At 71.9% G+C, this 21,966-nt stretch carries 19 protein-coding genes; 12 read left to right on the forward strand and 7 right to left on the reverse strand.

The window, feature by feature from the left end:
- Positions 1–70: 70 nt before the first annotated feature.
- From JOE64_RS01110 to JOE64_RS01125, 4 genes are all read left to right on the forward strand, one after another.
- Positions 71–1,027, forward strand: coding sequence for a permease (locus tag JOE64_RS01110; protein WP_271202427.1), 957 nt, complete (start codon positions 71–73; stop codon positions 1,025–1,027).
- On the forward strand, positions 1,020–1,958 hold the full coding sequence (locus JOE64_RS01115; RefSeq protein ID WP_307821434.1) for a TIGR03943 family putative permease subunit: 939 nt from the start codon (positions 1,020–1,022) through the stop codon (positions 1,956–1,958). Before JOE64_RS01110 ends, JOE64_RS01115 begins: the two co-directional genes overlap by 8 nt.
- Entirely contained in the window at positions 1,948–3,363 is a 1,416-nt protein-coding gene (locus JOE64_RS01120) for a hypothetical protein (protein WP_204962528.1), read from the forward strand. The genes JOE64_RS01115 and JOE64_RS01120 overlap by 11 nt, the downstream gene beginning before the upstream one ends.
- 128 nt (positions 3,364–3,491) lie before the next feature.
- Positions 3,492–4,193 (forward strand): DNA-3-methyladenine glycosylase, encoded by a 702-nt coding sequence (locus JOE64_RS01125; RefSeq protein WP_372432895.1) that lies wholly within the window; start codon positions 3,492–3,494, stop codon positions 4,191–4,193.
- A 40-nt stretch (positions 4,194–4,233) separates the two neighbouring features.
- On the opposite strand, the gene JOE64_RS01130 is transcribed toward JOE64_RS01125, so the two are convergent.
- Complete coding sequence (locus JOE64_RS01130; RefSeq protein WP_204962529.1) at positions 4,234–9,324, reverse strand: SCO7613 C-terminal domain-containing membrane protein; 5,091 nt, start codon at positions 9,322–9,324, stop codon at positions 4,234–4,236.
- A 256-nt stretch (positions 9,325–9,580) separates the two neighbouring features.
- On the opposite strand from JOE64_RS01130, the gene rpmB reads away from it, so the two are divergent.
- The 5 genes from rpmB (at position 9,581) to JOE64_RS01155 (ending at position 13,021) form a co-directional block, all read left to right on the forward strand.
- Positions 9,581–9,817: a 50S ribosomal protein L28 gene (rpmB, locus tag JOE64_RS01135; protein WP_005051771.1), complete on the forward strand. Its 237-nt coding sequence runs from the start codon at positions 9,581–9,583 to the stop codon at positions 9,815–9,817.
- Complete coding sequence (gene rpmG / locus JOE64_RS01140; protein WP_005051772.1) at positions 9,817–9,987, forward strand: 50S ribosomal protein L33; 171 nt, start codon at positions 9,817–9,819, stop codon at positions 9,985–9,987. Before rpmB ends, rpmG begins: the two co-directional genes overlap by 1 nt.
- A 4-nt stretch (positions 9,988–9,991) precedes the next feature.
- Entirely contained in the window at positions 9,992–10,297 is a 306-nt protein-coding gene (gene rpsN, locus JOE64_RS01145) for a 30S ribosomal protein S14 (protein ID WP_204962530.1), read from the forward strand.
- A 348-nt stretch (positions 10,298–10,645) separates the two neighbouring features.
- Positions 10,646–10,924, forward strand: a complete 279-nt coding sequence (locus JOE64_RS01150; RefSeq protein ID WP_204962531.1) for an HU family DNA-binding protein — start codon at positions 10,646–10,648, stop codon at positions 10,922–10,924.
- Between the two features lie 102 nt (positions 10,925–11,026).
- On the forward strand, positions 11,027–13,021 hold the full coding sequence (locus JOE64_RS01155) for a bifunctional copper resistance protein CopD/cytochrome c oxidase assembly protein (protein ID WP_204962532.1): 1,995 nt from the start codon (positions 11,027–11,029) through the stop codon (positions 13,019–13,021).
- Between the two features lie 21 nt (positions 13,022–13,042).
- Here JOE64_RS01155 and JOE64_RS01160 read toward each other — a convergent pair whose 3' ends face one another.
- The gene (locus JOE64_RS01160) at positions 13,043–14,131 is read right to left on the reverse strand and encodes a hypothetical protein (protein WP_271202411.1); all 1,089 of its coding nucleotides are present in this window, start codon (positions 14,129–14,131) and stop codon (positions 13,043–13,045) included.
- A 35-nt stretch (positions 14,132–14,166) separates the two neighbouring features.
- On the opposite strand from JOE64_RS01160, the gene JOE64_RS01165 reads away from it, so the two are divergent.
- Complete coding sequence (locus tag JOE64_RS01165) at positions 14,167–15,552, forward strand: ATP-dependent DNA helicase (protein ID WP_204962533.1); 1,386 nt, start codon at positions 14,167–14,169, stop codon at positions 15,550–15,552.
- A 41-nt stretch (positions 15,553–15,593) separates the two neighbouring features.
- On the opposite strand, the gene JOE64_RS01170 is transcribed toward JOE64_RS01165, so the two are convergent.
- The gene (locus JOE64_RS01170) at positions 15,594–16,247 is read right to left on the reverse strand and encodes a biliverdin-producing heme oxygenase (protein ID WP_204962534.1); all 654 of its coding nucleotides are present in this window, start codon (positions 16,245–16,247) and stop codon (positions 15,594–15,596) included.
- 88 nt (positions 16,248–16,335) lie between these two features.
- Positions 16,336–16,647 carry a DUF2470 domain-containing protein gene (locus tag JOE64_RS01175; RefSeq protein ID WP_204962535.1) on the reverse strand — a complete coding sequence of 104 codons (312 nt, stop codon included), beginning with the start codon at positions 16,645–16,647 and terminating at the stop codon, positions 16,336–16,338.
- 174 nt (positions 16,648–16,821) lie between these two features.
- Between JOE64_RS01175 and JOE64_RS01180 the strand changes: the two genes are divergently transcribed.
- Complete coding sequence (locus JOE64_RS01180) at positions 16,822–18,075, forward strand: serine hydrolase domain-containing protein (protein ID WP_204962536.1); 1,254 nt, start codon at positions 16,822–16,824, stop codon at positions 18,073–18,075.
- Positions 18,072–18,971, forward strand: a complete 900-nt coding sequence (locus JOE64_RS01185; protein WP_271202412.1) for an EamA family transporter — start codon at positions 18,072–18,074, stop codon at positions 18,969–18,971. Before JOE64_RS01180 ends, JOE64_RS01185 begins: the two co-directional genes overlap by 4 nt.
- Before the next feature lie 152 nt (positions 18,972–19,123).
- On the opposite strand, the gene JOE64_RS01190 is transcribed toward JOE64_RS01185, so the two are convergent.
- The 3 genes from JOE64_RS01190 to JOE64_RS01200 are packed head-to-tail and all read right to left on the reverse strand — an operon-like array spanning position 19,124 to position 21,936.
- The gene (locus tag JOE64_RS01190; RefSeq protein WP_002857202.1) at positions 19,124–19,936 is read right to left on the reverse strand and encodes an AAA family ATPase; all 813 of its coding nucleotides are present in this window, start codon (positions 19,934–19,936) and stop codon (positions 19,124–19,126) included.
- Entirely contained in the window at positions 19,933–21,327 is a 1,395-nt protein-coding gene (locus JOE64_RS01195) for a TnsB C-terminal domain-containing protein (RefSeq protein WP_002857201.1), read from the reverse strand. The genes JOE64_RS01190 and JOE64_RS01195 overlap by 4 nt, the downstream gene beginning before the upstream one ends.
- Before the next feature lie 6 nt (positions 21,328–21,333).
- Positions 21,334–21,936: a recombinase family protein gene (locus tag JOE64_RS01200; RefSeq protein WP_002857200.1), complete on the reverse strand. Its 603-nt coding sequence runs from the start codon at positions 21,934–21,936 to the stop codon at positions 21,334–21,336.
- Between the last annotated feature and the right edge of the window lie 30 nt (positions 21,937–21,966).

A 21,966-nucleotide genomic window follows, 5' to 3' on the forward strand; every position in this document is an offset into this window, starting at 1 on the left:
CCCGCGCACCGCGCGACTGCAGCGCGACCCCCGGGTGGGTCGCGCCCTGCGGCAGTCGCTCGCCCTCGGCATCGGGATCGTGGTCGTCGTCGCGCTCATCGTCCTCACCCTGGTCTCGCCGGGCCCCGCCCTGCCGACACGGCTGCAAGACGGACTGACGCTCTCGATCAGCGTCCTCATCGAATCGATGCCGTTCGTCGTGCTCGGTGTGCTGCTGTCGATCGTCGTGCAGGTGTGGGTGCCGCCGGGCGCGATCGAGCGGTGGATGCCGCGTCGCGCCTGGTCTCGTCGGATGGTGCTGTCTCTTCTCGGCATGCTCGTGCCGGTGTGCGAATGCGGGAATGTGCCGTTCGCGCGAGGCCTCATGATGCGCGGCTTCACGGTTCCCGAGACCCTGACCTTCCTCATCGCGGCGCCGATCGTGAACCCCATCGTCATCATCACGACGCATCAGGCGTTCGGGTTCGACGACGGCATCCTCATCGCGCGCCTGCTGGGCGGCTTCGCCGTCGCGAACCTCATCGGATGGCTGTACAGCCGGCATCCCGACCCCGACGGTCTGCTCACCGAGCGGTTCGCCGCGTCGTGCGCGTTCGCGCAGGACTCGGATGCCGCGGGGGGCCGCGACCGCGGTCGTCGCAGCCTCGCGCAGTTCGTCGTCGAGTTGCGCGCCGTGATGCCGGCGCTCGTGATCGGATCGGCGGTCGCCGGCGCCGTCCAGGTGCTCGTGCCGCGCGACGCGCTGCTGGCGATCGGGTCGAACCCGGCGCTGTCGATCGTCGCGATGATCACGCTCGCGATGATCGTGTCGATCTGCTCGAACGTCGACTCGTTCTTCGCGCTGTCGTTCGCGTCCACCTTCACGCCCGGATCGATCGTCGCGTTCCTGCTGGTCGGTCCCCTCGTCGACGTGAAGATGCTGGCGCTGCTGCGCACGACCTTCCGCTCGAGAGTCCTCGTCGGCCTCGTCATCACGATCGTGCTGTTCGCCGTCGCCGTCGGATCGGTGGTGAACCTCTTTGTCTGAGCGTCGTCTGGCGGCCGCGCGTCTGCAGGCGCAGCGCCTCGAGGTCGAGCAGGCCGAGCGGGTCGAGCCGCACGAGCACGCCACCGGCCTGCGGGCGCACATCAACTCGCGCCTTCTCGGGGTGGGGCTCGCGGCGGGCCTGTCGGCGTTGACGATCGCCCTCTGGCTCACCGGGCGACTCGGGCTCTACATCAACCCCGAGTCGACGTGGTTCGCCGTGTCGATGGCCCTCGTCGCGCTCGTCGGGTGCGCCGTGAGCTTCGCCCTGCCGCGCGGTGCCGAAGCCGACCACGGGCACGACCACGGCGACGCGCACGACCAAACCGACCACGGGCACGGGCGCGCCGACCACGGCCACGAAGCGCACGACCACGGCCACGGCCACGCCGAACGCCCCCATGATCACGACCACGCAGCGCCCGCTCACGGACCCGGACGGTTCTGGGGCGGTGCCGCGACGGTGACCGGTGGCATCCTCGCGACGGGCTTCGTCGCGCTCGTGGTGCTGACGCCGCCGGCGACCCTGTCGGCCGAGCTTGCGATGCAGCGGAACACCGGCTCTGCCCCCCTGTTCCAGGGGGCCGACACCGTCGCGCTGGCCGCGACCGGCGACACCGCCAAGTTCGGCGTCGGCGAGTGGGCGAGCGTGTTCGCGACGGCGACGAACCCCGAGACGTTCGACGGCAGTCAGGTCACCCTGACAGGGTTCGCGACCCCCGGCTCGGACGGGTTCGCCCTCACGCGCCTCGTCATCACCCACTGCGTCATCGACGCGCAGCCGGCGAGTGTGGCCATCGCGACCTCCGACGCGGTGAGCACGGGCCAGTGGGTCACGATCACCGGCACGATCCGCGACGACGGCGGTCACCTCGCGGTGCATCTGACGTCGATCGACCGGATCGACGAGCCGAAGGACCCTTATGAGTACTGAGGTCGGCTCGCGGCGCGCACGCACGCGTCGCCGCCGCTCGCGCGCCTATCTGGGCGTGTTCGCGATCGTGCTCGCGGTGCTCGGCGTGCTCGGTCTCGCCGGTGCCGCCGTGACGACGGTGCAGGGGCCGCGCGTGACGCGCGTCAGCATCGATCCGGATGCCGCGGTGAACGCCGCCGGTTCGCGCGTCATCTTCACCACGACGCAGTCGCTCACCGCGGTGCGACCGGAGCAGGTCACCGTGACGCCGGCGACCGCGTTCACGGTCGACACGTCGGGCCGGAGCGTCGGCGTGCGTTTCGCGCTGCCGCTGTGGGACGACACCGACTACACCGTCACGATCTCGGGGGTCACCGGGCTCGGCGGCGGTGCGGCGACGACGATCGACGAGAGCTTCACGACACCGCCGTTGCAGTCCTTCCTCCTGCAGCGGTCGAAGACGGGCGACACCGTGTTCCGCACGGACCTGAAAGGCGATGCCGCCCAGCCCGTCTTCAGCGACCCGCAGATCGAGGACTTCCGGGCGACGTCGAGCCACATCGTCGTCTCGACGGTCGACGACAAGGGCCATTCGCACCTGACCGTGACCGACCTCGACGGCGGGAACGTGCGCGAGCTGAAGCTGCCGGGCACGGGCACGGTGTCGAACCTGCAGAACGCCGACCGCGGCAACCTCATCGGGTACACGTTCACCGACGCCGCCGTGGGGGCCGCGGGGGCGCGGGCGAGTGTGCTGTACACGGCGTCGCTCGCCGACGCGCAGCGCGACGACGAGCCGACGGCGATCACCCGCAGCGGTGCCGAGTCGCGCGTCGACGACTGGCGCTTCGTGCCCGGCACCGACAGCCTGCTGACGCTCACCTTCGACGGTGCGCTGACCCTGGTGTCCCCCTCGGGCGGGCCGCCCGTCGCCCTCGGCAACGCCGTCGCGATCACGGGGATCGCGCGCGGGTCGACGACCGTCGTCGTCGACCGCGTCTCGGGGCCGGTCGCGATCGACCTCGCCACCGCGAAAGAGACCCCGCTGCCGCCGACGACGGCGGGGCTCGGACAGGTGAACAAGGTCATCCCGCTCGCCGACGGGTCGACGCTGCGCGTGCTCGCCGTGCTCGACGGCTTCACCGTGCGCTCGACCACGGTCAACTTCGTCGATACCCAGGGAAACGCACGCGCCGTGTTCTCGGTTGCGCCCGCCGATACCCTGCTCGAGACGTGCGTGTCGCCGAGCGGTCGTTACGCCGCGTTCCTCGTGGCGCCCAATGCCGTCGCGAACCCGTACGACGGCCACGTGCTGCCGTTGCCGCAGACCCTCGAGACCCACGTCGTCTCGCTCACCGACGGCCACGAGGTCGTCGCCCTCACCGGCTTCGACATCTCGTGGTGCCAGACCCCGCCACGGATATGACGCCCCGCGGCGCGCGGCCCGAACACGACGACGGGGCGGCAGCGTCGGGGGCGGCGCCCGCCGGCTCTGGCCCCGGCGGGCGTGCCCTCGCGGGCACCGGCACCTCGCTCGGCTGGCGGCAGGGACTCGTGCCCGCCTCGCGGTCGGCGCTCGACGCCCTGCCGCTGGAGGTCGCGCCCCGCCTGCTCGGCGGCGTGCTCGAGGTGACGACCCTCGCGGCAGGCCCCGCCGTCGCTGCCGTCGATGCGGCGGGTGCCGACGCCGACACCGCCACTGTCGCGGTGCGGATCACCGAGGTCGAGGCGTACCACGGCGCGGGGACGGGCCCGGTGCCCGACCCCGGATCGCACGCCCGGATGGGACGGACCGCCCGCAACGCGACGATGTGGGGTGAGCCGGGGCACCTCTACGTCTATCTGAGCCACGGCATCCATTCGTGCGTCAACGTCGTCTGCGGCGCGGACGGCGAGGCCGGTGGAGTGCTGCTGCGCGCCGGCGAGGTGATCGAGGGGATCGACGTCGCGACGGCACGGCGTCCCGCCGCCCGGACCGCGCGCGATCTCGCCCGCGGCCCGGGGCGCCTCGGCGAGGCCGTCGGCCTGCGCCACGCGCTCCACGACGGGATCGACGCCGTCACGGGCGAGCCTCGCGCGGGTGCCGTCGCCCGGCTGTGGCTGCCGGAACACGCGCGGCGCGATATCGCCCGGGGCCCGCGCGTGGGCGTCGCGGGGGTCGCGGGCACGGATGCCTTCCCGTGGCGCTTCTGGATCGCCGGCGACCCGACCGTGTCGCCCTTCCGGTGGGGGCGCGGCGCCGGGCCGGCGGCCTGACGCCGGGTCCGGCCCGGCCTGCGCCGGCCCGGACCGAGGTTCAGCGGAGCGAGGCCACCCCCGCATACGCCTTCTTGAGCGCGATGAGCTGCCGCTCGTAGCGTGCGGCGATCACGATCAGCAGGATGCCGCCGGCGCCCACCCACAGCCACCACGGCACCGCGGTGTAGCTGAGGGCGATCCACGGCCACAGCTGTGCCACACCGTGCACGAGCAGCACGACGGTGCCGATGACGAGAGGCGCCTGCAGGCGGCGGGTCGCGCCGATCACGACGAGCGCGAGGGCGACGAGTCCGAGCGCGACGATCCGCCACAGGGCGTTCGGGCCGACGTCGTGGAGCAGGGACGGCGCCGTGAGCAGCGCGAGACCCGGCCCGAGCGACGGCCACGAGCGGGCGCTCGGCTCCATGCGCAGGCGGCGGACGCCGAGCACGATGAGGCCCACCGCCGGCGCCGCCGTCACGACCTCGACCGGTCGCGCCGCCCCGACGAGCAGGGCGGTCGCGGCCACGATCACGACGGCGATGACACCGGCGAGGGCCGGGGCGGGTCCGAGGCGAGGCCGTGCGAGGGTGGCACTCACGGCGGCTGCGCTGAGCAGGGCGACGGCGATACCTGCGCGCACCGGGCCGTCGTCGGACAGCCCGGTCATGAGCAGCACGGACTGCGCAACGGCCGCGGTGACGGCGCTCGCCGCGAAGACCCCCGCCACGACGCGGGTCGTGGTCGACGCCGCTCGCAAGGGGGCGCCGCCGGGTCGAGGGTCGTCGACGGATGCCGCCAGGGCGTCGTTCCGGGACGCGCGGAGGGCGACCAGCCCCACGAGGCCCACGGCGACCGCCCCGGCGAGCACCCAGGCATCCGGTTCGAGCCCCGCACCCGACGCGACGCACACGACGAATCGCAAGCCGATGGCGGCGACGGCCGTCAGCGTCGATCCCAGCGTGACGACGCCGGCGACGGCCCACCACCGCGGGCGCGCGAGTTGTGCGGCCACGGCGCATGCGGCGGCGGTCGCGCAGACGGCGATGAGTCCGCTCTGCAGCGCCGACCCGTCACCGCGCAGCGCGACCGTCACCGCTGCCAGTCCGGTTCCGGCCGCGGCGGCGAGGGCCGGCAGCGGTGGAGCGAAGCGTCGCCACACGAGGACCGCCGCGAGGGCGGTCACGCCGCCGCCGGCGACGAGGGCGATCGCGAGCCCCGCCCCCGTCGTGAGCTCGATCGCCGCGCGCAGCCCCATCGCGACCGCTGCCGAGGCGAGGATCGCGATCGACGCGGCGGCGAGCCGCATTGCGCGGACACCTGCCACGACGGCGAGGCCGACGGCGGCCAGCAGCACGGCGGCGACGCCGAGCCATGCCCGGCCTGCGTGCGCCGGAGCGAGCACACTGGGCACGACCGCGACGGCGATGCCCGCGAGCCAGGGCGCCCTCTCCGCCTCGGGCCAGGGCGCCGCGGCATCCGTCGACCTCGCGAGGCGTCGCATGGCGAGTGCGGCACCGGCAAGCACGGCGATTCCCACGGGCGCCGACACCAGCTCGACGGGGTCGACGGCGGGAAGGATCGCACCCGCGACGAGCGCAGCCGCACCGGCCGAGGCCCATCGCGTCGCCGCGCCGAGGGGAGCGATGTTCACGGCTGCGGCGGCGACCGACAGGCCGAGCAGCGTGACGAGAGCGACCGCTGCGATCAGGCCGTCCGTGTGCAGGAAGACGCGGAGGGCGACGGTGGTCCCGCCGAGGACGGTCGCGATCGCGGGAGCACCCACGGCGAAGGCATGCTGCGCGACGCGCGCCGGAGCACCCGGCTGCGCGACTCGTCTCGACGCGCCGACCGTGCCGGCGACCACCGGGGACGCCACCGGAGCCGAGTCGGGGTCGGCCAGGGCGCTGGGGCGGGGTCGGGTCTGTGCCACGCGGGCGAATGCTGCGCCCGCCGAAAACGCGGCGGCCGCCGGCAGCGCCGCCCAGGCGGCGTGGGCACTGCCGGCCCACATCGACATGACGAGCGCGCCCGGCGTGGCGATCGCGAGAGAGGTGACGGCGAGCGAGACGGATGCCGCGGGGACCCGCCGCACCGCGGTCCACGCCGGAACGGCGCACAGCGCTGCGGCGACGAGGGTGGTCACGATGGTGCGCGTCGGGTCGTGGACGACGGTCAACGCGGGCACGCCGACCCCGGCGAGAACGGCGAGGCCGACCGCGATCGCCGCCTCGGTGTGCCGACGCAGCCAGGTGAGGGCGGTGGCGAGGAGCGCGAGCGCGATCGCGGGCGGGAGGGCATAGGCCTCACGCGTCGGCACGGTCGGCGTCGCGGTCGCGAGGATCGTCCAGAGCGCACCCGAGGCGAGGGCGAGCGAGACCCAGACGAGCAGACGTCGGGGCGCGGCCCCGAGGGGAGCACCCGCCGATCCGGATGAGGGCACCCCCGGCAGGGCGTGCGACCGGGGCGCTGCCCACCCGCGGGTGACGCTCATCGCGGTCGCTGTCGCGGCGACGAGCAGCACGGTCACGCCGGCGAGGGAGCGCGGTGCCGTGCCGCCGACGAGGATGATCGTCGCGATCGCGCCGAGGTCGACCCCGACACGCACGTTCCACGGCGCCGATGCGACGGCATCCACGGTGGGGCGACGCATCGACACGACCGCGGCGATGAGGCACAGCGCCGCGGCCGATCCCACGGTGAGCGGTGCGAGGAACTCTGCCCCGCCGACGATGCCGACGGCCGTCACCGCCAGAGCGGCCGTCGCGGGAGAAAGCAGTATGCCCGCGAAGGTGCGGATGCCGTCGACGCGCGATCTCGCCCCCTCCGCACTGCCGGAACCGTGGCGCCAGGTGGCCCAGGCGAGTGCGCCGAGAACCGCGATGAGCGCTGCGCCGCGCACGATGCCCGCCCAGGGTTCTCCGATCGCCGCGGCGACGGCGCCCGCCCGCGGCACGGACCCTGGCGCGGCGGCGGCCCCGATCAGCACCGGCAGAACGGATGCCGCGGTGAGCACGAGCCCGGATGCCGCCAGCGCGCGGGGCACGAGAGCACGGCCCCTGCCGTCGTTCTCGCCGTCGTTCCCGTGTCGGGCGCCGCGTCGTGCGCCGACGAGAGCGAGCGTGAGCGCCGCGAGGGCGACCCACTGCACGAGAGCGCCGCCGGCGTGGACGGATCCCGAGGCATCCTCGATCACGGCGGCGATCGCCGAGGGCGCGACGAGCGCGCTCATCGCGGCGATCAGCACCGCGGCGATGCTCAGTTGCGCGCCCTCGCGGGGCGTGGCTCGGGAGGCGACCGCCACGGCGATCGGGGTGAGGATCGCGGCCACGGCGGCGAGGGTCCACAGTGCGGGCGAGGAGAGTCCCGCCGCATACGCCGTCGCTCCGCCGAGCACGGCGGCTGCGGCCCACGCCGCCGGTCGACGATCACTGCGGGCGATGCCGACGGCCGCGGCGCACACGAGCACGCCGACGCCGACGACGATCGCCGGCACGGCGGTCGCGAGCGCCGCAGCGAGCACCACGACCGCAGACGCCGTCGGGCGCGCGGTGCGCAGGGCGCCCCGCCGCAGCGAGGGCGCGAACCACAGTGCGGCGGCGAGTGCGGCACCGCCGACGAGTGCAGGCAGCGCGCCCGGCGCGAGCGCGGCGACGGCGTCGGTGTGCCAGAGCGCCCAGCGCCGGCCGATGGCCTCGGCGCCCGAGGCGACCCAGCTCGCGGCGGTGAGCAGGGCGCCGACCCCGGCGATGCCGCCCGCCGCGACGACCGCCTGCGCCGGCAGGCCCCGACGAAGGCGCACGCGGTCGGCGACGACGGCGACGGCCGCGGCGACCACCGGTCCCGCGACGGAGATCTGCCACGGCCACGGTTCGCGCAGCGCGAGCTGCCACCCCCACGTCGCCGCGCCGGCCACTCCGATGCACGCGACGGCGGTCGCGAGCAGAGGCGCCCACCCTTCCGCGATCGTCGTCGCGCGGCGGCCGAGCACGATCCACCACGCCGCGGCGAGGATCACGAGAGCCGGGACGATCCAGAGCACGAAGCCGACGCCGTCGTACGCCACGAGGAACGAGCCGCCGAGGGTGGACGCCAGTGCGGCGACTCCGATCGAGGCGAGGGCGGTCCGCTCTCCGCGCGACTCCGCCCGCGCGGCCGACCACGGTGCCGGGAGGGCGAAGGTCAGCGCCCCGGCGGCAGCCGCCGCCAGTCCGACGATGGCCGCGGGTGCCGGTGACAGCCCGGACGCGCCCGCGGCGAGCAGGGCGACGCCCGTCGGCACACCGAGGACCGCTGCGACGTCGGGGGCGCGTAGGCGCGACACGCGGGCCCACAGGCGGCACAGTGCCCCGACCGCGAGAGCGGCGGCCCCGGCGTAGAGGACCGGGTCGGAGGCATCCGCGCCGAACAGGCCGTTGGCGCGGGCGCCCCACGCGTCGAGAGCCAGCAGAACCACCCCGATGACGGCGACGCCCTCGGCCGTCGAGGTCAGCGCGCGGCGGCGCAGGAACGTCGCCGTCGCGATCGTCGCGAGCGTCACCGCCCCGACGATCAGGGCCCGCACGGCCATCGTGGCGACGAACCACGCGACCGTCAGGAAGAAGATCGCCGCGATGCCGACGAGGCAGACGCCCACGATGAGCAGCAGCATCGGAACCGTGATGCGCCGACGTGGCGTGCGGGGCGGGGCGATGGGCTCGGGCCGCGGGCCGTCCGCCGCGACGCGCGGGCGCGGGGATGCCGGGCTCGTCGCCCCCGAGGGCGCGTCGACCGCGAGCGTCGGAAGAGCCGGGGGAGCGGCAGAGATGCGCGCGGCGGGGAGCTGGGCGGCTGGAGCGGCTGCGACGTGCGCAGCCGTCACGGACGCTGCCTGCGGGGCCGTCGCGAGCGCTGCCTGCGCCGCGCGCACCTCGTCGAGCACGGCGCGCCGTTCGCGCTCGAGCCCGAGGATGTTCTGCCCGAGCGTCAGCACCGACGCCAGGCGACGATCGGTCAGGGCGAGGCCGCACCCGGCGCATTCCGTCGGCGGGCCGCCGGCCGGTGTCGGAAGGATCGGGCGGAAGCAGGCCGGGCATCTCGTGGTGTCGGCGAGGTCCTCCGCCCGCCGTGGCCAGGCAGTGCCCGGGGCATCCGTCTCGTTCGTCGACACGTCGTCTCCTCCTCGCTCGGGGGCGGAGATCTCATGGTGGCATCACAGGCATGACCGGCGCGGCATCCATGCACAGTCGGCGTCGGCCCCGCGAGGCTCGGACGTGCTAGGCTGTTTCTTTGTCTGCGCGCACTCCAGCACGCAGTTCGTATCCCACTCACCGAATCCGGCAGGAATGCCGTGCTGCGGCGTGGGGTGCAGACAAGGGATCTTGGGTGAGGCCGTCCGGCCTCACGGTACAGAGGGAGTAATCACCATGGCAGCAGTGTGCCAGGTGACCGGAGCGGTTCCCGGCTTCGGTCACAACATCTCGCACTCGCACCGCAGGACGAAGCGCCGCTTCGACCCGAACGTGCAGAAGAAGACCTACTACGTTCCTTCGCTTGGTCGCAAGATCACGCTGAACGTCTCGGCTAAGGGCATCAAGGTCATCGACGCCCGCGGCATCGAGTCGGTCGTGAAGGACCTGATCGCGAAGGGTGTGAAGCTCTAATGGCGAAGAAGGCTCAGGACGTTCGTCCGATCATCAAGCTGCGTTCCACCGCCGGCACGGGGTACACCTACGTGACGCGCAAGAACCGTCGCAACAACCCCGACCGCATCGTGCTGAAGAAGTACGACCCGGTGATCCGCAAGCACGTCGAATTCCGAGAGGAGCGCTGATCTCATGGCCAAGAAGAGCAAGATCGCGCGCAACAACCAGCGCGAAGAGGTCGTCGCCCGCTACGCCGAGAAGCGTGCCGAGCTGAAGAAGACGCTCGTCGACACGAACGCGACCGACGAGGCCCGCGAGGCCGCCCGCGTCGGCCTGCAGAAGCTGCCCCGCAACGCGTCGCCGGTTCGCCTGCGCGGCCGCGACGCGATCGACGGTCGCCCCCGCGGCTTCCTGTCGAAGTTCGGCATCTCGCGTGTCCGCTTCCGCGACATGGCGCACAAGGGCGAGCTGCCCGGCGTGACCAAGTCGAGCTGGTAAGCACCCGCTTCGCACGAAGGCCCATCCCTCCGGGGGTGGGCCTTCGTCGTCGGCGGGGTGGCCGTCTCGCAGAATCGGAGAGCGGTCTCGGAATCGAACGGAGCGGTCTCAGGCATCCGAATCTGCGACGGTTTTGCGATTCTGCGCGGGTGGGATGCCGGGGGTGCGGCGGCCGCGGAAGGCCGGATGAGGGGCGACACGCCGGTGAAGATGGTGTGGATGAGCCGGAAATCCGCGGAATTCCGGGGTTCGTGGGTATATTCGGGACCGGTCCATCCGACCGCCCCGGGCTCCGGTCCGGTCCGAAGTAACTGAAGGCGGCACCCGCTGCCGTCTGGAGGAACCCCTATGGCTATCACCAAGACCGAGCTCGTCGCCAGCATCGCCAGCGCCACCGGCGAGAGCCAGGCCACCGTCGGCCGCGTCGTCGACGGTCTGTTCTCGGCTGTCACCGAGGCCGTCGCCAAGGGCGAGAAGGTCACGATCCCCGGCTTCCTGTCGTTCGAGACCGTCGCCACCGCCGCCCGCACGGGCCGCAACCCGCAGACCGGTGCCGAGATCAAGATCGCGGCCGGCCAGCGCGTCAAGGTCACCGCGGGCTCGAAGCTCAAGGCTGCCGCGAAGTAATTCCGCCGCACGCCTCGAAGGGGGGATGCCTGCGGGCATCCCCCCTTCGTGGTCCCCGCCCGCGCGGACCGGGCCTCGAGCGGCGCACCGTAGGCTGGACGGGTGCATTCCCGAGGTTTCCGGGTCGCAGGCCCTGCGATCCTCGTCGTCGCGGCGTTCGCGGCCCTCGCCGCGGGGCTGCTGTACGGCGGTGGAGCCGCGCCTCTGCTGATCGGCGACCCGGGCCCGGTCGTGCGCTGGGGCCTGCCGTCGGCGACGCTCGCGGTGAATCTCTCCGCGGCGGGCATGATCGGTGCGCTCGTGCTCGCCCTTTTCGCGCTGAAGGCCGAGACGAAGCCGTTCGACACCGCTCTCGACGTGGCATCCACGGCGGCGGCGATCTTCACCGTCTCGAGCGCTCTCGTCGCGTTCCTGACCTTCCTCAACATCTTCAACGCGACCCCGAGCGCGGGAGCGGAGTTCGGTCAGCAGCTCGGCCGATACCTCGTCGGCACCGACGTGGGCCGTGCCTGGGCGATGACGACGGTCGCGGGAGCGGCGCTCACCGTGTTGATCTTCGCCGTGCGCGGATGGACGGCGACCCTCGTGGTGACCGCGGTCGCCGTGGCATCCCTCGTCCCCATGGCCACGCAGGGTCACGCGGGCGACGAATCCGGGCACAACACCGCGGTCGTCTCGCTGACGCTGCATATCGTCGGCGCCGCGGTCTGGCTCGGCGGTGTGCTCCTGCTCGTCGCGCTGCGTCCGCAGCTCGACCGCATCGCCCTCGCCGACGTGCTCACGCGGTACTCGTCGATCGCGCTCGCGGCCTTCGTCGTCGTCGCGCTCTCGGGTGCCGCCCGCGCGATCGTGGGGGTCGTCGCGGTGCAGAACCTGCTGTCGCCGTACGGGGCGATCCTCGGCATCAAAGTCGTCGCGCTCGTCGCGATCGGCGTGCTCGGAGCCTGGTACCGCACCGGACTGATCGCGCGCATCCGCACGGATGCCTCCGGCACGACCGGTGCCGCATCGAGGCGCTTCTGGGGTCTCATCGGCCTCGAGCTCGCCTTCATGGGCATCGCGAGCGGCGCGGCGGTCGCGCTGTCGCGCACGCCGCCGCCGGTCGACACGAAGCTGCCGCCCGTGCCGAGCCCCGCCCAGGTGCTCACCGGATCCGTTCTTCCTCCGGAGCTCACCCCGGCCCGCTGGGTGACGACGTGGGACGTCGACGTGCTGTGGGCGTTCGCCGTCGGCTTCGGGGCGTTCTTCTACATCGCCGGCGTCTGGCGGCTGCATCGGCGCGGAGACCGCTGGCCGGTGTACCGCACCGTGCTGTGGCTCGGCGGCCTGGTGTCGCTTCTCTGGGTGACATCCGGCTCGATCAACGCGTACCAGGACTACCTGTTCAGCATGCATATGGTCGGCCACATGCTGCTGTCGATGGCGATCCCGATGATGCTGGTGTTCGGCGCTCCCGTGACGCTGGCGTCCCGCGCGATCGCGAAGCGGTCCGACGGCAGCCGCGGGGGGCGCGAGTGGATCCTCTGGGCCGTGCACACCCCGTTCGCGCGAGTCATCACCCACCCTCTGTTCGCGGCGGCGATGTTCATCGGGTCGCTCTGGGCCTTCTACTACACCGACCTCTTCCGCTGGAGTCTGTACGACCACCTCGGGCATGAGTGGATGGTGGCGCACTTCCTCATCTCGGGGTATCTGTTCGTGCAGTCGCTCGTGGGGATCGATCCCGTACCCCTGCGCTACCCGTACCCGTTCCGGCTGCTGACCCTCATCGGCGTCATGGCGATGCACGCGTTCTTCGGGATCGCGATCATGATGTCGACGGGGCTGTTCGTCGCGGAATGGTTCGGATCGATGGGTCGTACCTGGGGGGACACGCCCCTCGTCGACCAGTACACGGGCGGCGGCGTCGCCTGGTCGATCGGTGAGATCCCGACGCTGATCCTCGCCATCACCGTCGCCGTGCAGTGGAGCCGATCGGACGACCGGGCGCAGCGCCGCAGCGACCGTCAGGCGGACCGCACCGGCGATGCCGAGCTCGAGGAGTACAACGCCCAGCTCGCCGCGCTCGCGGCCCGCGACGCCCGCACCCGTCGCTGATCGGCCGCGCGGTCGTCGTGGTCAGTTCCCGTCGGTGACCTGGATGGATGCCGTGCCGTCGGGCAGGATCGTCACCGTGCCGCCGACCGAGAAGGGCACGGCCTCGTCCAGATGGCGGGTGCTGCCGTCGAAGATCGACCGGATCACGACGTCGATGTGGGCCACCGCCGACGCCCGCTGGATCGCCCAGTCCGCGCCGTGGGGCACCAGGCTGATCTGAGGCTGCTGCACCATCGTCCAGGTCGGGGGCGAGTCGATCCGGTTGCGCACGACGAGCCCGAACGGGCATCCGGTCGGCTGCAGCACCTGCTGGGTGGCGCACGCGGTCAGGAAGGACTCGACTTCGTCCTGGATCGCCTGGCGGAAACGGTCGGTCGGCACGGTCTGCAGGTCGACCGGGATGCTCGCCTGCGGGGTGTCGGAGAGCACCGCCACACCCGCCGAGGCCGAGACCGGGGTGTCGACGGAGATCGAGTACAGTCCGGGCGAGAACACCAGCAGTGACACGGGCGTCAGCGGATCGGCGTTCTCGCGCTGCGGCGAGACCTGCCGCGTGTCGACGCCGAAGCCGTTCACCGAGAACTGGCGCGCCCCGCGCACCGTGAGATCGACCGCCGCGAGCGGACTCTTCGCGAAGCGCCAGGTCGGGGCGACGCCGACCCACCCCGCACGCTCCACGCTGAAGACCGTGCTGCCCTCGTGACCGCCGGCGGTGTAGCGGACGGCGACCGCCGTGGTGCCGTCCGGGCGCTCCTCGGCGCTCTGGACCGACACGTCGGAAAGCGCGCCGAGCGCGCTGGAGCGCAACAGCGCCTCACTCGCGCCGGACGGGAGACCCGTGGCGCTCGCCTGTGCCGAGTCGATCGCGACGCCCGGCAGGGCCAGCGCATCCGCCGCCTGCTTGCGGCTGAGGAGGTCGAGATAGCGGGTCACGAACGCTGCCGGGCTGTAGAGGTCGCGGTAGAGCACCGCGCCGGTGGCGGCGAAGGCACCGGTGAGCAGCACGCCGACGACGGCGAGCACCGCGAGGTCGGCCCCCAGAGCGCGGGCGCGCCGACGGCGGCGGCGCGGCGGGGCATCCGCCTGCGCGTCGTCATCCACCGTCTGCACGGCCCCAGTCTAGGAAACCCGGCCTGATAGCTAGCATGGGGACGGTGAGTCTTCCCCCGCTGTCGCGCGAGCAGGAGGAGCTGTTCCGCCTCATCGAGGACACACGTGAGCACGTGTTCGTCACCGGCCGCGCCGGCACCGGCAAGTCGACCCTGCTGCAGCACCTCGCCTGGAACACGGAGAAGCAGATCGCGGTGTGCGCGCCGACGGGGGTCGCCGCGCTCAACGTCGAGGGGCAGACGATCCATTCGCTGTTCCGTCTGCCGATCGGGCTCATCGCCGACAGCGAGCTCGAGCAGCCCGAACCGGCGCGCAAGATCATGAACGCGATCGACACGCTCGTGATCGACGAGATCTCGATGGTCAACGCCGATGTGATGGATGCCATCGACCGCTCACTCCGGCAGGCGCGCCGGCGGAGGTCCGAGCCGTTCGGTGGCGTGCAGATCGTCATGTTCGGCGATCCGTACCAGCTGTCGCCCGTGCCGCCGCGGGGAGACGAACGCCGCTACATCGACGACCACTACCGGTCGTTCTGGTTCTTCGACGCGCAGGTGTGGGCGGGGCCGCGGCCGGACGGCGGGGCGGTGCGCTCGGACGGACTGCTCGACCTCGGTCGGGTGGGGGCGCCGCTGCACATCCGTGAGCTGCGCGAGATCCACCGTCAGGCGGACGACGGGTTCAAGGCGATGCTGAACGCCGTGCGGTACGGGGTCGTGACGGCCGACATCGCGGGGCAGCTCAACGCCGCCGGGGCCAGGCCGGTGCCCGAGCCGGTCGACGGTGAGCCGCCGATCATCACGCTCGCGACCCGCAACGACATCGTGAACCGCATCAACCAGCGCCATCTCGATGCGCTCGCCGGCCCCGTCCAGACCGCGCGCGCCGACATCTCGGGCGACTTCGGCCGAGGCGAGACGGGCTACCCCGCCGATTCCGAGTTGCAGCTCAAGGTCGGCGCGCAGGTGATGTTCCTTCGCAACGACATCGGCCATGGCGGCGACGGCCCGCGCTGGGTCAACGGCTCGATCGGCACGGTGACCCGTATCGCGGGCGGCACCGTCCGAGTCGAGCTCGACGGCGAGGAGCACGACGTCGAGCCCGCCGTGTGGGAGAGGTTCCGCTACGCGTACGATCCGGCGACCCGCAAGCTCAGCCGTGACATCGTCGCCGAGTTCACCCAGTTCCCGCTGCGGCTGGCGTGGGCGGTCACGATCCACAAGTCACAGGGCAAGACGTACGAGCGTGCCGTGATCGATCTCGGCTCGGGGGCCTTCGCCCCCGGCCAGACCTATGTGGCGCTCTCGCGCTTGACCTCACTCGACGGGCTCTACCTCACCCGGCCGCTCCGGCCGAGCGACATCCTGGTCGACGCGGACGTGCGCCGGTTCATGGCCGGCGTCCGGGCATCCGGGTTCTGATCCGGCTCCACCGCGGCTGCTGCGGCGCCCCCTCCGCGCGCTCAGGCCGCGGCGGCCTTCGCGGCGGCGAGGTCGACGAACAGGTCGGTGTTGAGCTGGTACGCGTAGAGGACCTCCTCGATGACGCGCTCAGCCTCGGCGGCATCCCACGGCGCGGCGTCGAGCTGCTCGCGGTAGACGTCCTTGAACGCGGCCGGGTCGGCGATCTCGTCGAACACGTAGAAGCCGATGCCGTTGGTGTCGAACCCGAACTGGCGCGCCATGAGCTTTCCGATGAACTGGCCGCCGGACAGGTCGCCGAGGTAACGCGTGTAGTGGTGCGCCACGAACCCGCCGGCCCAGCCGTCGCGGGCGATCTCGTCGATGCGCGCGACGTAGCGCTCGGTGGTGGGAACGGCGGTGATCCGCTCGCGCCAGTCCGCGCCGATCAGGTAGTCGAGGTCGGACTCGAGCGCGGGCAGTCGGGTCAGCTTGTCGCTGATGAACGGAGCGGCCACCTCGTCGTCGGCGAACCGCGCCGCGGCCGACTCGAGGGCCGAGTAGATGAACCAATGCTGCGCGACGAGGGCGACGTAGTCGTCGCGCGTGCCCTTGCCGCGCATCAGGTCGGCCATGAATCCGGCGTGCTCGCTGCCGGAGTGTGCGGAGCGCGAGCGCTCGCGCAGAGCGGTCGAGAAGGAGATCACTTCCGTCATGACCGTCAGCATAACTGAAAGTAAGGCTCAACTAAACTGAAGGTTCGGAGAGAATCGTCTGTCCGTGCGCCGCATCGCGACGCAGACATCAGTCGTGCGGGCGGGCGTCGACCCCTAGGCGCGCGCAGGCGGCGTCATACAGAGCCACGATCTCGCGCCGCACCTCGCGTCGCTCGGCGATCTCGCCGCCCGGCCACGGCACCTGGATGACGTCTTCGACGCCGTCCGCCGTGATGACGTGCCACTGGCCGGCTGCGCCGTCGAAGGTCGTCATCGTCGCGGAGATGACGTCGGCGATCGGCGAGAAGGCGCGCGCGATCAGCAGGTTGTCGTCGGAATGGTCGCGATTCATGTGGCCGAGGACGCCCGTGAGCGTCTCGTCGTCGAACGTGTGGGGCATGCCCCCACTGTATTGGTCGCGCCGCGTGCGGCCCCGGGCCGGGGGCTGGGCGGAGCCGGCGCGGCCCGGCCTGCGGAGCACGCCGGGCCTACGACCTTCGTATATCGGTCGGGTCACGCTGCCGGGTCCGCATGGCATCGTCAACTACGCTGGAAGGGAGTATCGGGGGTAGGGATGGCACGACCGCATCGCATGCGGCGTTTCGCGGCGGCGGCGGTCGCGACGGTGTTCGCGGCAACTCTGGTGGCGTGCTCGCCCCAGGCATCCGTCACCGTCCATCTGCCGTCGCAGGTGGACGCCGCGCTGCCCGACGACGCGCAGGCGCAACTGCAGACCGCCGTCACCCGCGCTGTCGCCGCGTCGGGGGCGACGGGCGCCATCGTCGGCGTCTGGGCGCCCTGGGCGGGCACGTGGCTCGCGGGCGTCGGCACGCTCGGCCCCGACGGAGCGGCGACGACGACGGATGCCGGTTTTCCCGCCGGGGCGATCACGCGGCCCATGACCTGCGACATCCTCTACGGACTCGTCGCCGACGGCACCGTGCACCTCGACGACCCGGTCGGCACCTACGTCCCCGGGATGATCGGTCACGAATCGGTGACCCTCGAGCAGCTCTGCGACTCGACGAGTGGACTTGGCTCGTACACGCCCGCGCTCGCCGGCCGGTTCATGTCGAACCCCGACCGCACGTGGAAGCCGCGCGAGCTCGTCGGCTTCGGCACCGGCCTGAACGTGACCGGCCAGCCGGGCGCGGGATTCGCCGACTCCGACACCGGCTACGTCCTTCTCGGCATGGCGCTGGAGCGGGCATCGGGACGCACGGCCGCTCAGCTGCTGGACACCTACGTCTTCCACCCGACGGGCATGGGCTCGAGCTCGCTGCCGCAGGACGCCGACCCCGACCTGGTCGGGCTCTGGAGCCCCGACGCGCAGGGCGGCGGCGTCGCGTGCACCGCCCCCACCGTGGTGGGTCCCCTGTCGCCGAGTGCCGGGTTCACGGCATCCGGTGTGATCTCGGACCTCACCGACCTCGGGCGATACACCCAGGCCCTCGCGACGGGCGGTCGCTCGTACGACGCGCCGGGCCGGTTCGAGACGACGCTTCCCGCGGCCGCCGACGCCCCCTCGTGGTTCACCGCCACGGGCGGCGCGTATCAGGCGGGCAGTCTCATCGGCCAGTACGGCTCGACGCTCGGCTACCTCACCGCGGCGTTCGCCGACCGGAACACGGGCATGACCGTCGTCGTCGTGCTGAACAACTCGCGCGGCTCGGCCGTGATCGCCCGCAGCCTCGCGTGGCAGCTCGCCGCGGTCGCCTCCAAGCTGCCCGCGGCGGCGGGACAGACCACGCCCGACGCCGGACTGCCCTGGACGGCCGACGACATGGGGGCGCAGGTGACGGCTGCCGCCGTCTGCCCCATTCCGTGACGTCCACCCCCGCCGGAGGATCGACAGCTCGCAGCCGTGCCGGATCCGCCGTGCTGCTGGTCGTCGCCGGCCTCGCCTGCCAAGAGGTCGGCGCATCCATCGCCGTTCTGCTGTTCCCCGACACCGGGCCGCTGGGCATGGTGATGCTGCGCCTGGTGTTCTCGGCTCTGATCCTGCTGCTCGTCGCGCGGCCCTCGGTGCGCGGTCACGGGCGCGCCGAGTGGGTCGCCGTCGTGCGCTTCGGGCTCGTGCTCGCCCTGATGAACGGGGTCTTCTACCTCGCGCTGGAGCGCCTGCCCCTGGGCGTCACGGTCACGATCGAGGTGCTCGGGCCGCTGGCCCTGTCGATCGTCGCGAGCCGTCGTGCGTCGGCGTGGGTGTGGGCGGCGCTCGCGCTGGCCGGAGTGGCGGCGCTGGCGGGCGGAGGGTGGGACCGCCTCGACCTGCTCGGGGTCGCGTTCGCCCTCGTCGCCGCGGCCGCGTGGGCGTTGTACATCGTCGCGTCCGCGCGGGTCGGTGCGGCCTTCCCGCGCCTCGACGGGCTCGCCCTCGCGATGGCGGTCGGTGCTCTCGCGTCGATCCCCTTCGGCATCGCGGATGCCGGTGCCGCACTGCTGCGCCCCGAGATCCTCGGTCTCGGGGCGGCCGTCGCGCTGCTGTCGTCGACGCTGCCGTACGCGCTCGAGCTGATCGCCCTGCGCCGGCTCGCAGCCTCGGCTTTCGCGATCCTCATGAGTCTTGCACCGGCGACCGCCTCGATCGCGGGGTTCATGCTGCTGGGGCAGCACCTCTCATGGCTCGAGGTCGCCGGGATCGCCCTCGTCATCGCGGCATCCGTCGGCGCGGTCCGCGCGGCCGGCCGGCACGCGCGAGACGCCGCCGAACCCGTCGGCTGAGGCGGGGGGCTCGGCGGGCCGCGTGGGGCTCGGGAGGGGCTGGGTGGAGCTCGGGCCGAATGGGGCTGCGGCTGGGCTGGGTGGGGCTGGGCTGCGCTGGGCTGTGAGCAGCTTCGCTCTGTGTCGCGGTTTTCGCTGCGTTCCGTGTCGGGTTAGGTGGTGCCGATGACGAGGGTGCTGCGGGCGGCTTCGACGACGTCGTTGGTGATGACGTCGAGCTCGTTGATCTTCAGGACACGTTGAATCTGTGGGAGGAGACGTTCGAGGAGACGGAAGTTGCCGCGGGTGATGCGTTCGACGGCGGCGATGGCTTGCGCGTCAGTGAAGTCGTCGGGGTCGAGGGTCTTGCCGAGCTTGCGCCATTGACGTTCGAGGACGAACAGCAGCTCGTCGTGGCCGAGGGGGCGGTACTGGTGGGCGAACCCGAGTCGGCTGTAGAGCTGTGGGTAGTGAGTGAACTGCTTCTCGATGCCGGGCATGCCGATCAGGATCATCGCGATGCCTGTTCGGTCGTACTGGTCGCGGAGCCACTCGATGGCGTTGCCGGTGAGGCGTTCGGACTCATCGATGATGATCAGCTCGAGCAGTGACGGGTTGGGGCCGTGCGCGTGGTCGACGTGGCCGCCGTGGAGGACGAGGTGTTCCTCGATGCAGCGTTCGGTGCGGATCATGTCGTGCCGGAGGTCCTCTTGCAGGGCGCGCATCGTCGCGGAGACCTCGGGCGTGTAGAAGACGGTCCGGGCGCGGTGGGCCGCGGCATAGATCTTGGTGTCGTCTTCACTGCGTGCGGCCCACCTGGCGATGAACGGGCCGATGCTGTCCCAGTGCGCGTAGCGGCGCGCTGAGAGGGTCTTGCCGACGCCGGCGGGCCCGAAGCAGACGCCGATGGTGTTCTGCTTCCGGACCGCGTCGGCAAACTCTGCGAACCGGCGGTGCTCCTTGGTGACGATGAACTGGCTCGTCATGACCGGTCCTCCTCGTAGGTCTTCAGTCGCGGCCGATCCGTCTCGACGGCTGCCGGTGTGGTGGTGTCGTCGAGTTTGGGATTGACGATCGCGATGCGTTCGTGGATCTGCCCGCGTAAAGCCCGGCGGTGAGCGTTCCTGGCGGCTTGGATCTGCTTGAGGCTGATCGTCTCGGTCTGGTGCTCGGTGCTGATCGCGGTGCAGAGGAACACGTCGCGGTGGAAGACGCGGATCTCGGTGACGTCGCGTGGGTCGTACCGGACACTCACGGTGCTACCGACGAACGGCGCGAGAGTGGCCGCGGTGTAGCGGAGGCCCTCGAAGTGGATGCCATCGCGCTGCACGACCCGCGTCGTGGGGACGGTGAGCAGGAACCCGTCGAGCTGTTCAAGGGACTCCGGGAGCCGTGGCAGCCACCCGTCTGCAATCCACGCGTGCAGTGGGCTCGTCCGGAGCTCGCGGTGGGTGCGGGCGTTGTAGCTGCGGATGAACGTGCTGATGGCACTGTCGACGCCGCCGAGATCCAGCGCCGGCGTCGGCGCCGAGGATCCGGCTGCGAAATGGCCGGGGAGCGTTGGGAGCAGTTCGGTGTTGATCGTGCCGAAGAACCGCTCGATCTTCCCGCGCCCCTGGGGCCGGGCGACCTGCGAGTGGATGATGCGGAGGTGCAGCACAGCGGCGGTGTCGCCGAGACGATGGCTGGTGAAGTCGGACCCGTGGTCCGTGTAGAGCACGTCCGGGATCCCGCAGACGGGCCAGTCCGGTTCCGGCTTGTGCCAGATCGCTTGGCGCAGCGCGAGCGCGGTGTTCGCCGCTGACGGGGCACCGAGGAACACCATGTACCCGCAGATCGCGCGGGAGTAGTCGTCGAGGATCACCGTCAACCACGGCCGTGCGGGCTTGCCGTTGGGCCCGACGATGAGCAGGTCAAGCATCGTGTGGTCCGCCTGCCAGATCGCGTTCGGGCGGTCCGCGCGACGTCGGAGCAGCAGCTCGTGTTTGTCACGGTATGACGCTGGCCCCTCGAGTGCGAGCGTCACCATTCCGGGATCGAGCCCGTTCACGATCGACCGCACGGCGGAGTACGACGGCGACGGCAGTCCCCGTTCAGCGCAGTGGACGCCAACCTGACGGTGAATGGTGGCGATCGACGGCCGCGGCTTGGTGAGCGCAAGCCCTTCGACCAGGCGGACGAGTTCCGGTGCTGTGCGTCGGACGCCATGGTCGGCGCGAGCGTCGTCGGCGAGGGCGGCGTATCCGCCTGTCCGGTAGCGGGCGAGCCAGCGTTGCAGGGTGCGCTCGGTGACGCCCGTGCTGCGGGCCAGAGTGGCAAGCGGGATTGCGTCCTCGACGTGCAGTCGAAGGATTCGCCACCGCTCGCTCGCGTCCATGACCGGCTACATCGTCGGTGAGGGCTTTGCGCGTCGGCGGGCGACGGGTTCGGCGTGCTTCGCGAGCGTCCGGTAGATGGTGGTGCGGCTGACGCCGAGGACATCGCCGATCTGCGCGACGGTCATGTCCTGCTGTTCGTAGAGCCGGCGTGCGGTGCGCACCTGGTCCGCGGAGAGCCGAGATGGTCGGCCGCCGGTTCTGCCGCGGGCTCGGGCGGCGGCGAGGCCGGCGTTGGTGCGTTCCTTGATGAGGTCCCGTTCGAACTCCGCCAGCGCAGCGAAGACGTGGAACACAAGCCGGCCACCGGGTGAGGTGGTGTCAATGGTCTCCTGCAGCGACCGGAACCCGATGCCGCGTTCGGCGAGTGCGTGCAGCTGGTCGATGAGGTGCCGGATGGATCGACCGAGCCGGTCGAGTCGCCAGACGACGAGAGTGTCGCCGGGGCGGAGCTGGTCGAGGAGCTTGTCGAGCTCGGGCCGGTGTTGCAGCGACCCGGACATGGTGTCGACGAACACGCGGTAGCAGCCGGCGGCGCCCAGCGCGTCGATCTGTAGCGACGCGTCCTGGTCGGTGGTGGACACGCGCGCGTACCCGAGGAGGTGACCCATGGAGAGAACGTAGCGAAACTCGACCAGGAG

The sequence above is a fragment of the Microbacterium dextranolyticum genome, assembly GCF_016907295.1.
In the GTDB taxonomy this organism is placed as follows: domain Bacteria; phylum Actinomycetota; class Actinomycetes; order Actinomycetales; family Microbacteriaceae; genus Microbacterium; species Microbacterium dextranolyticum.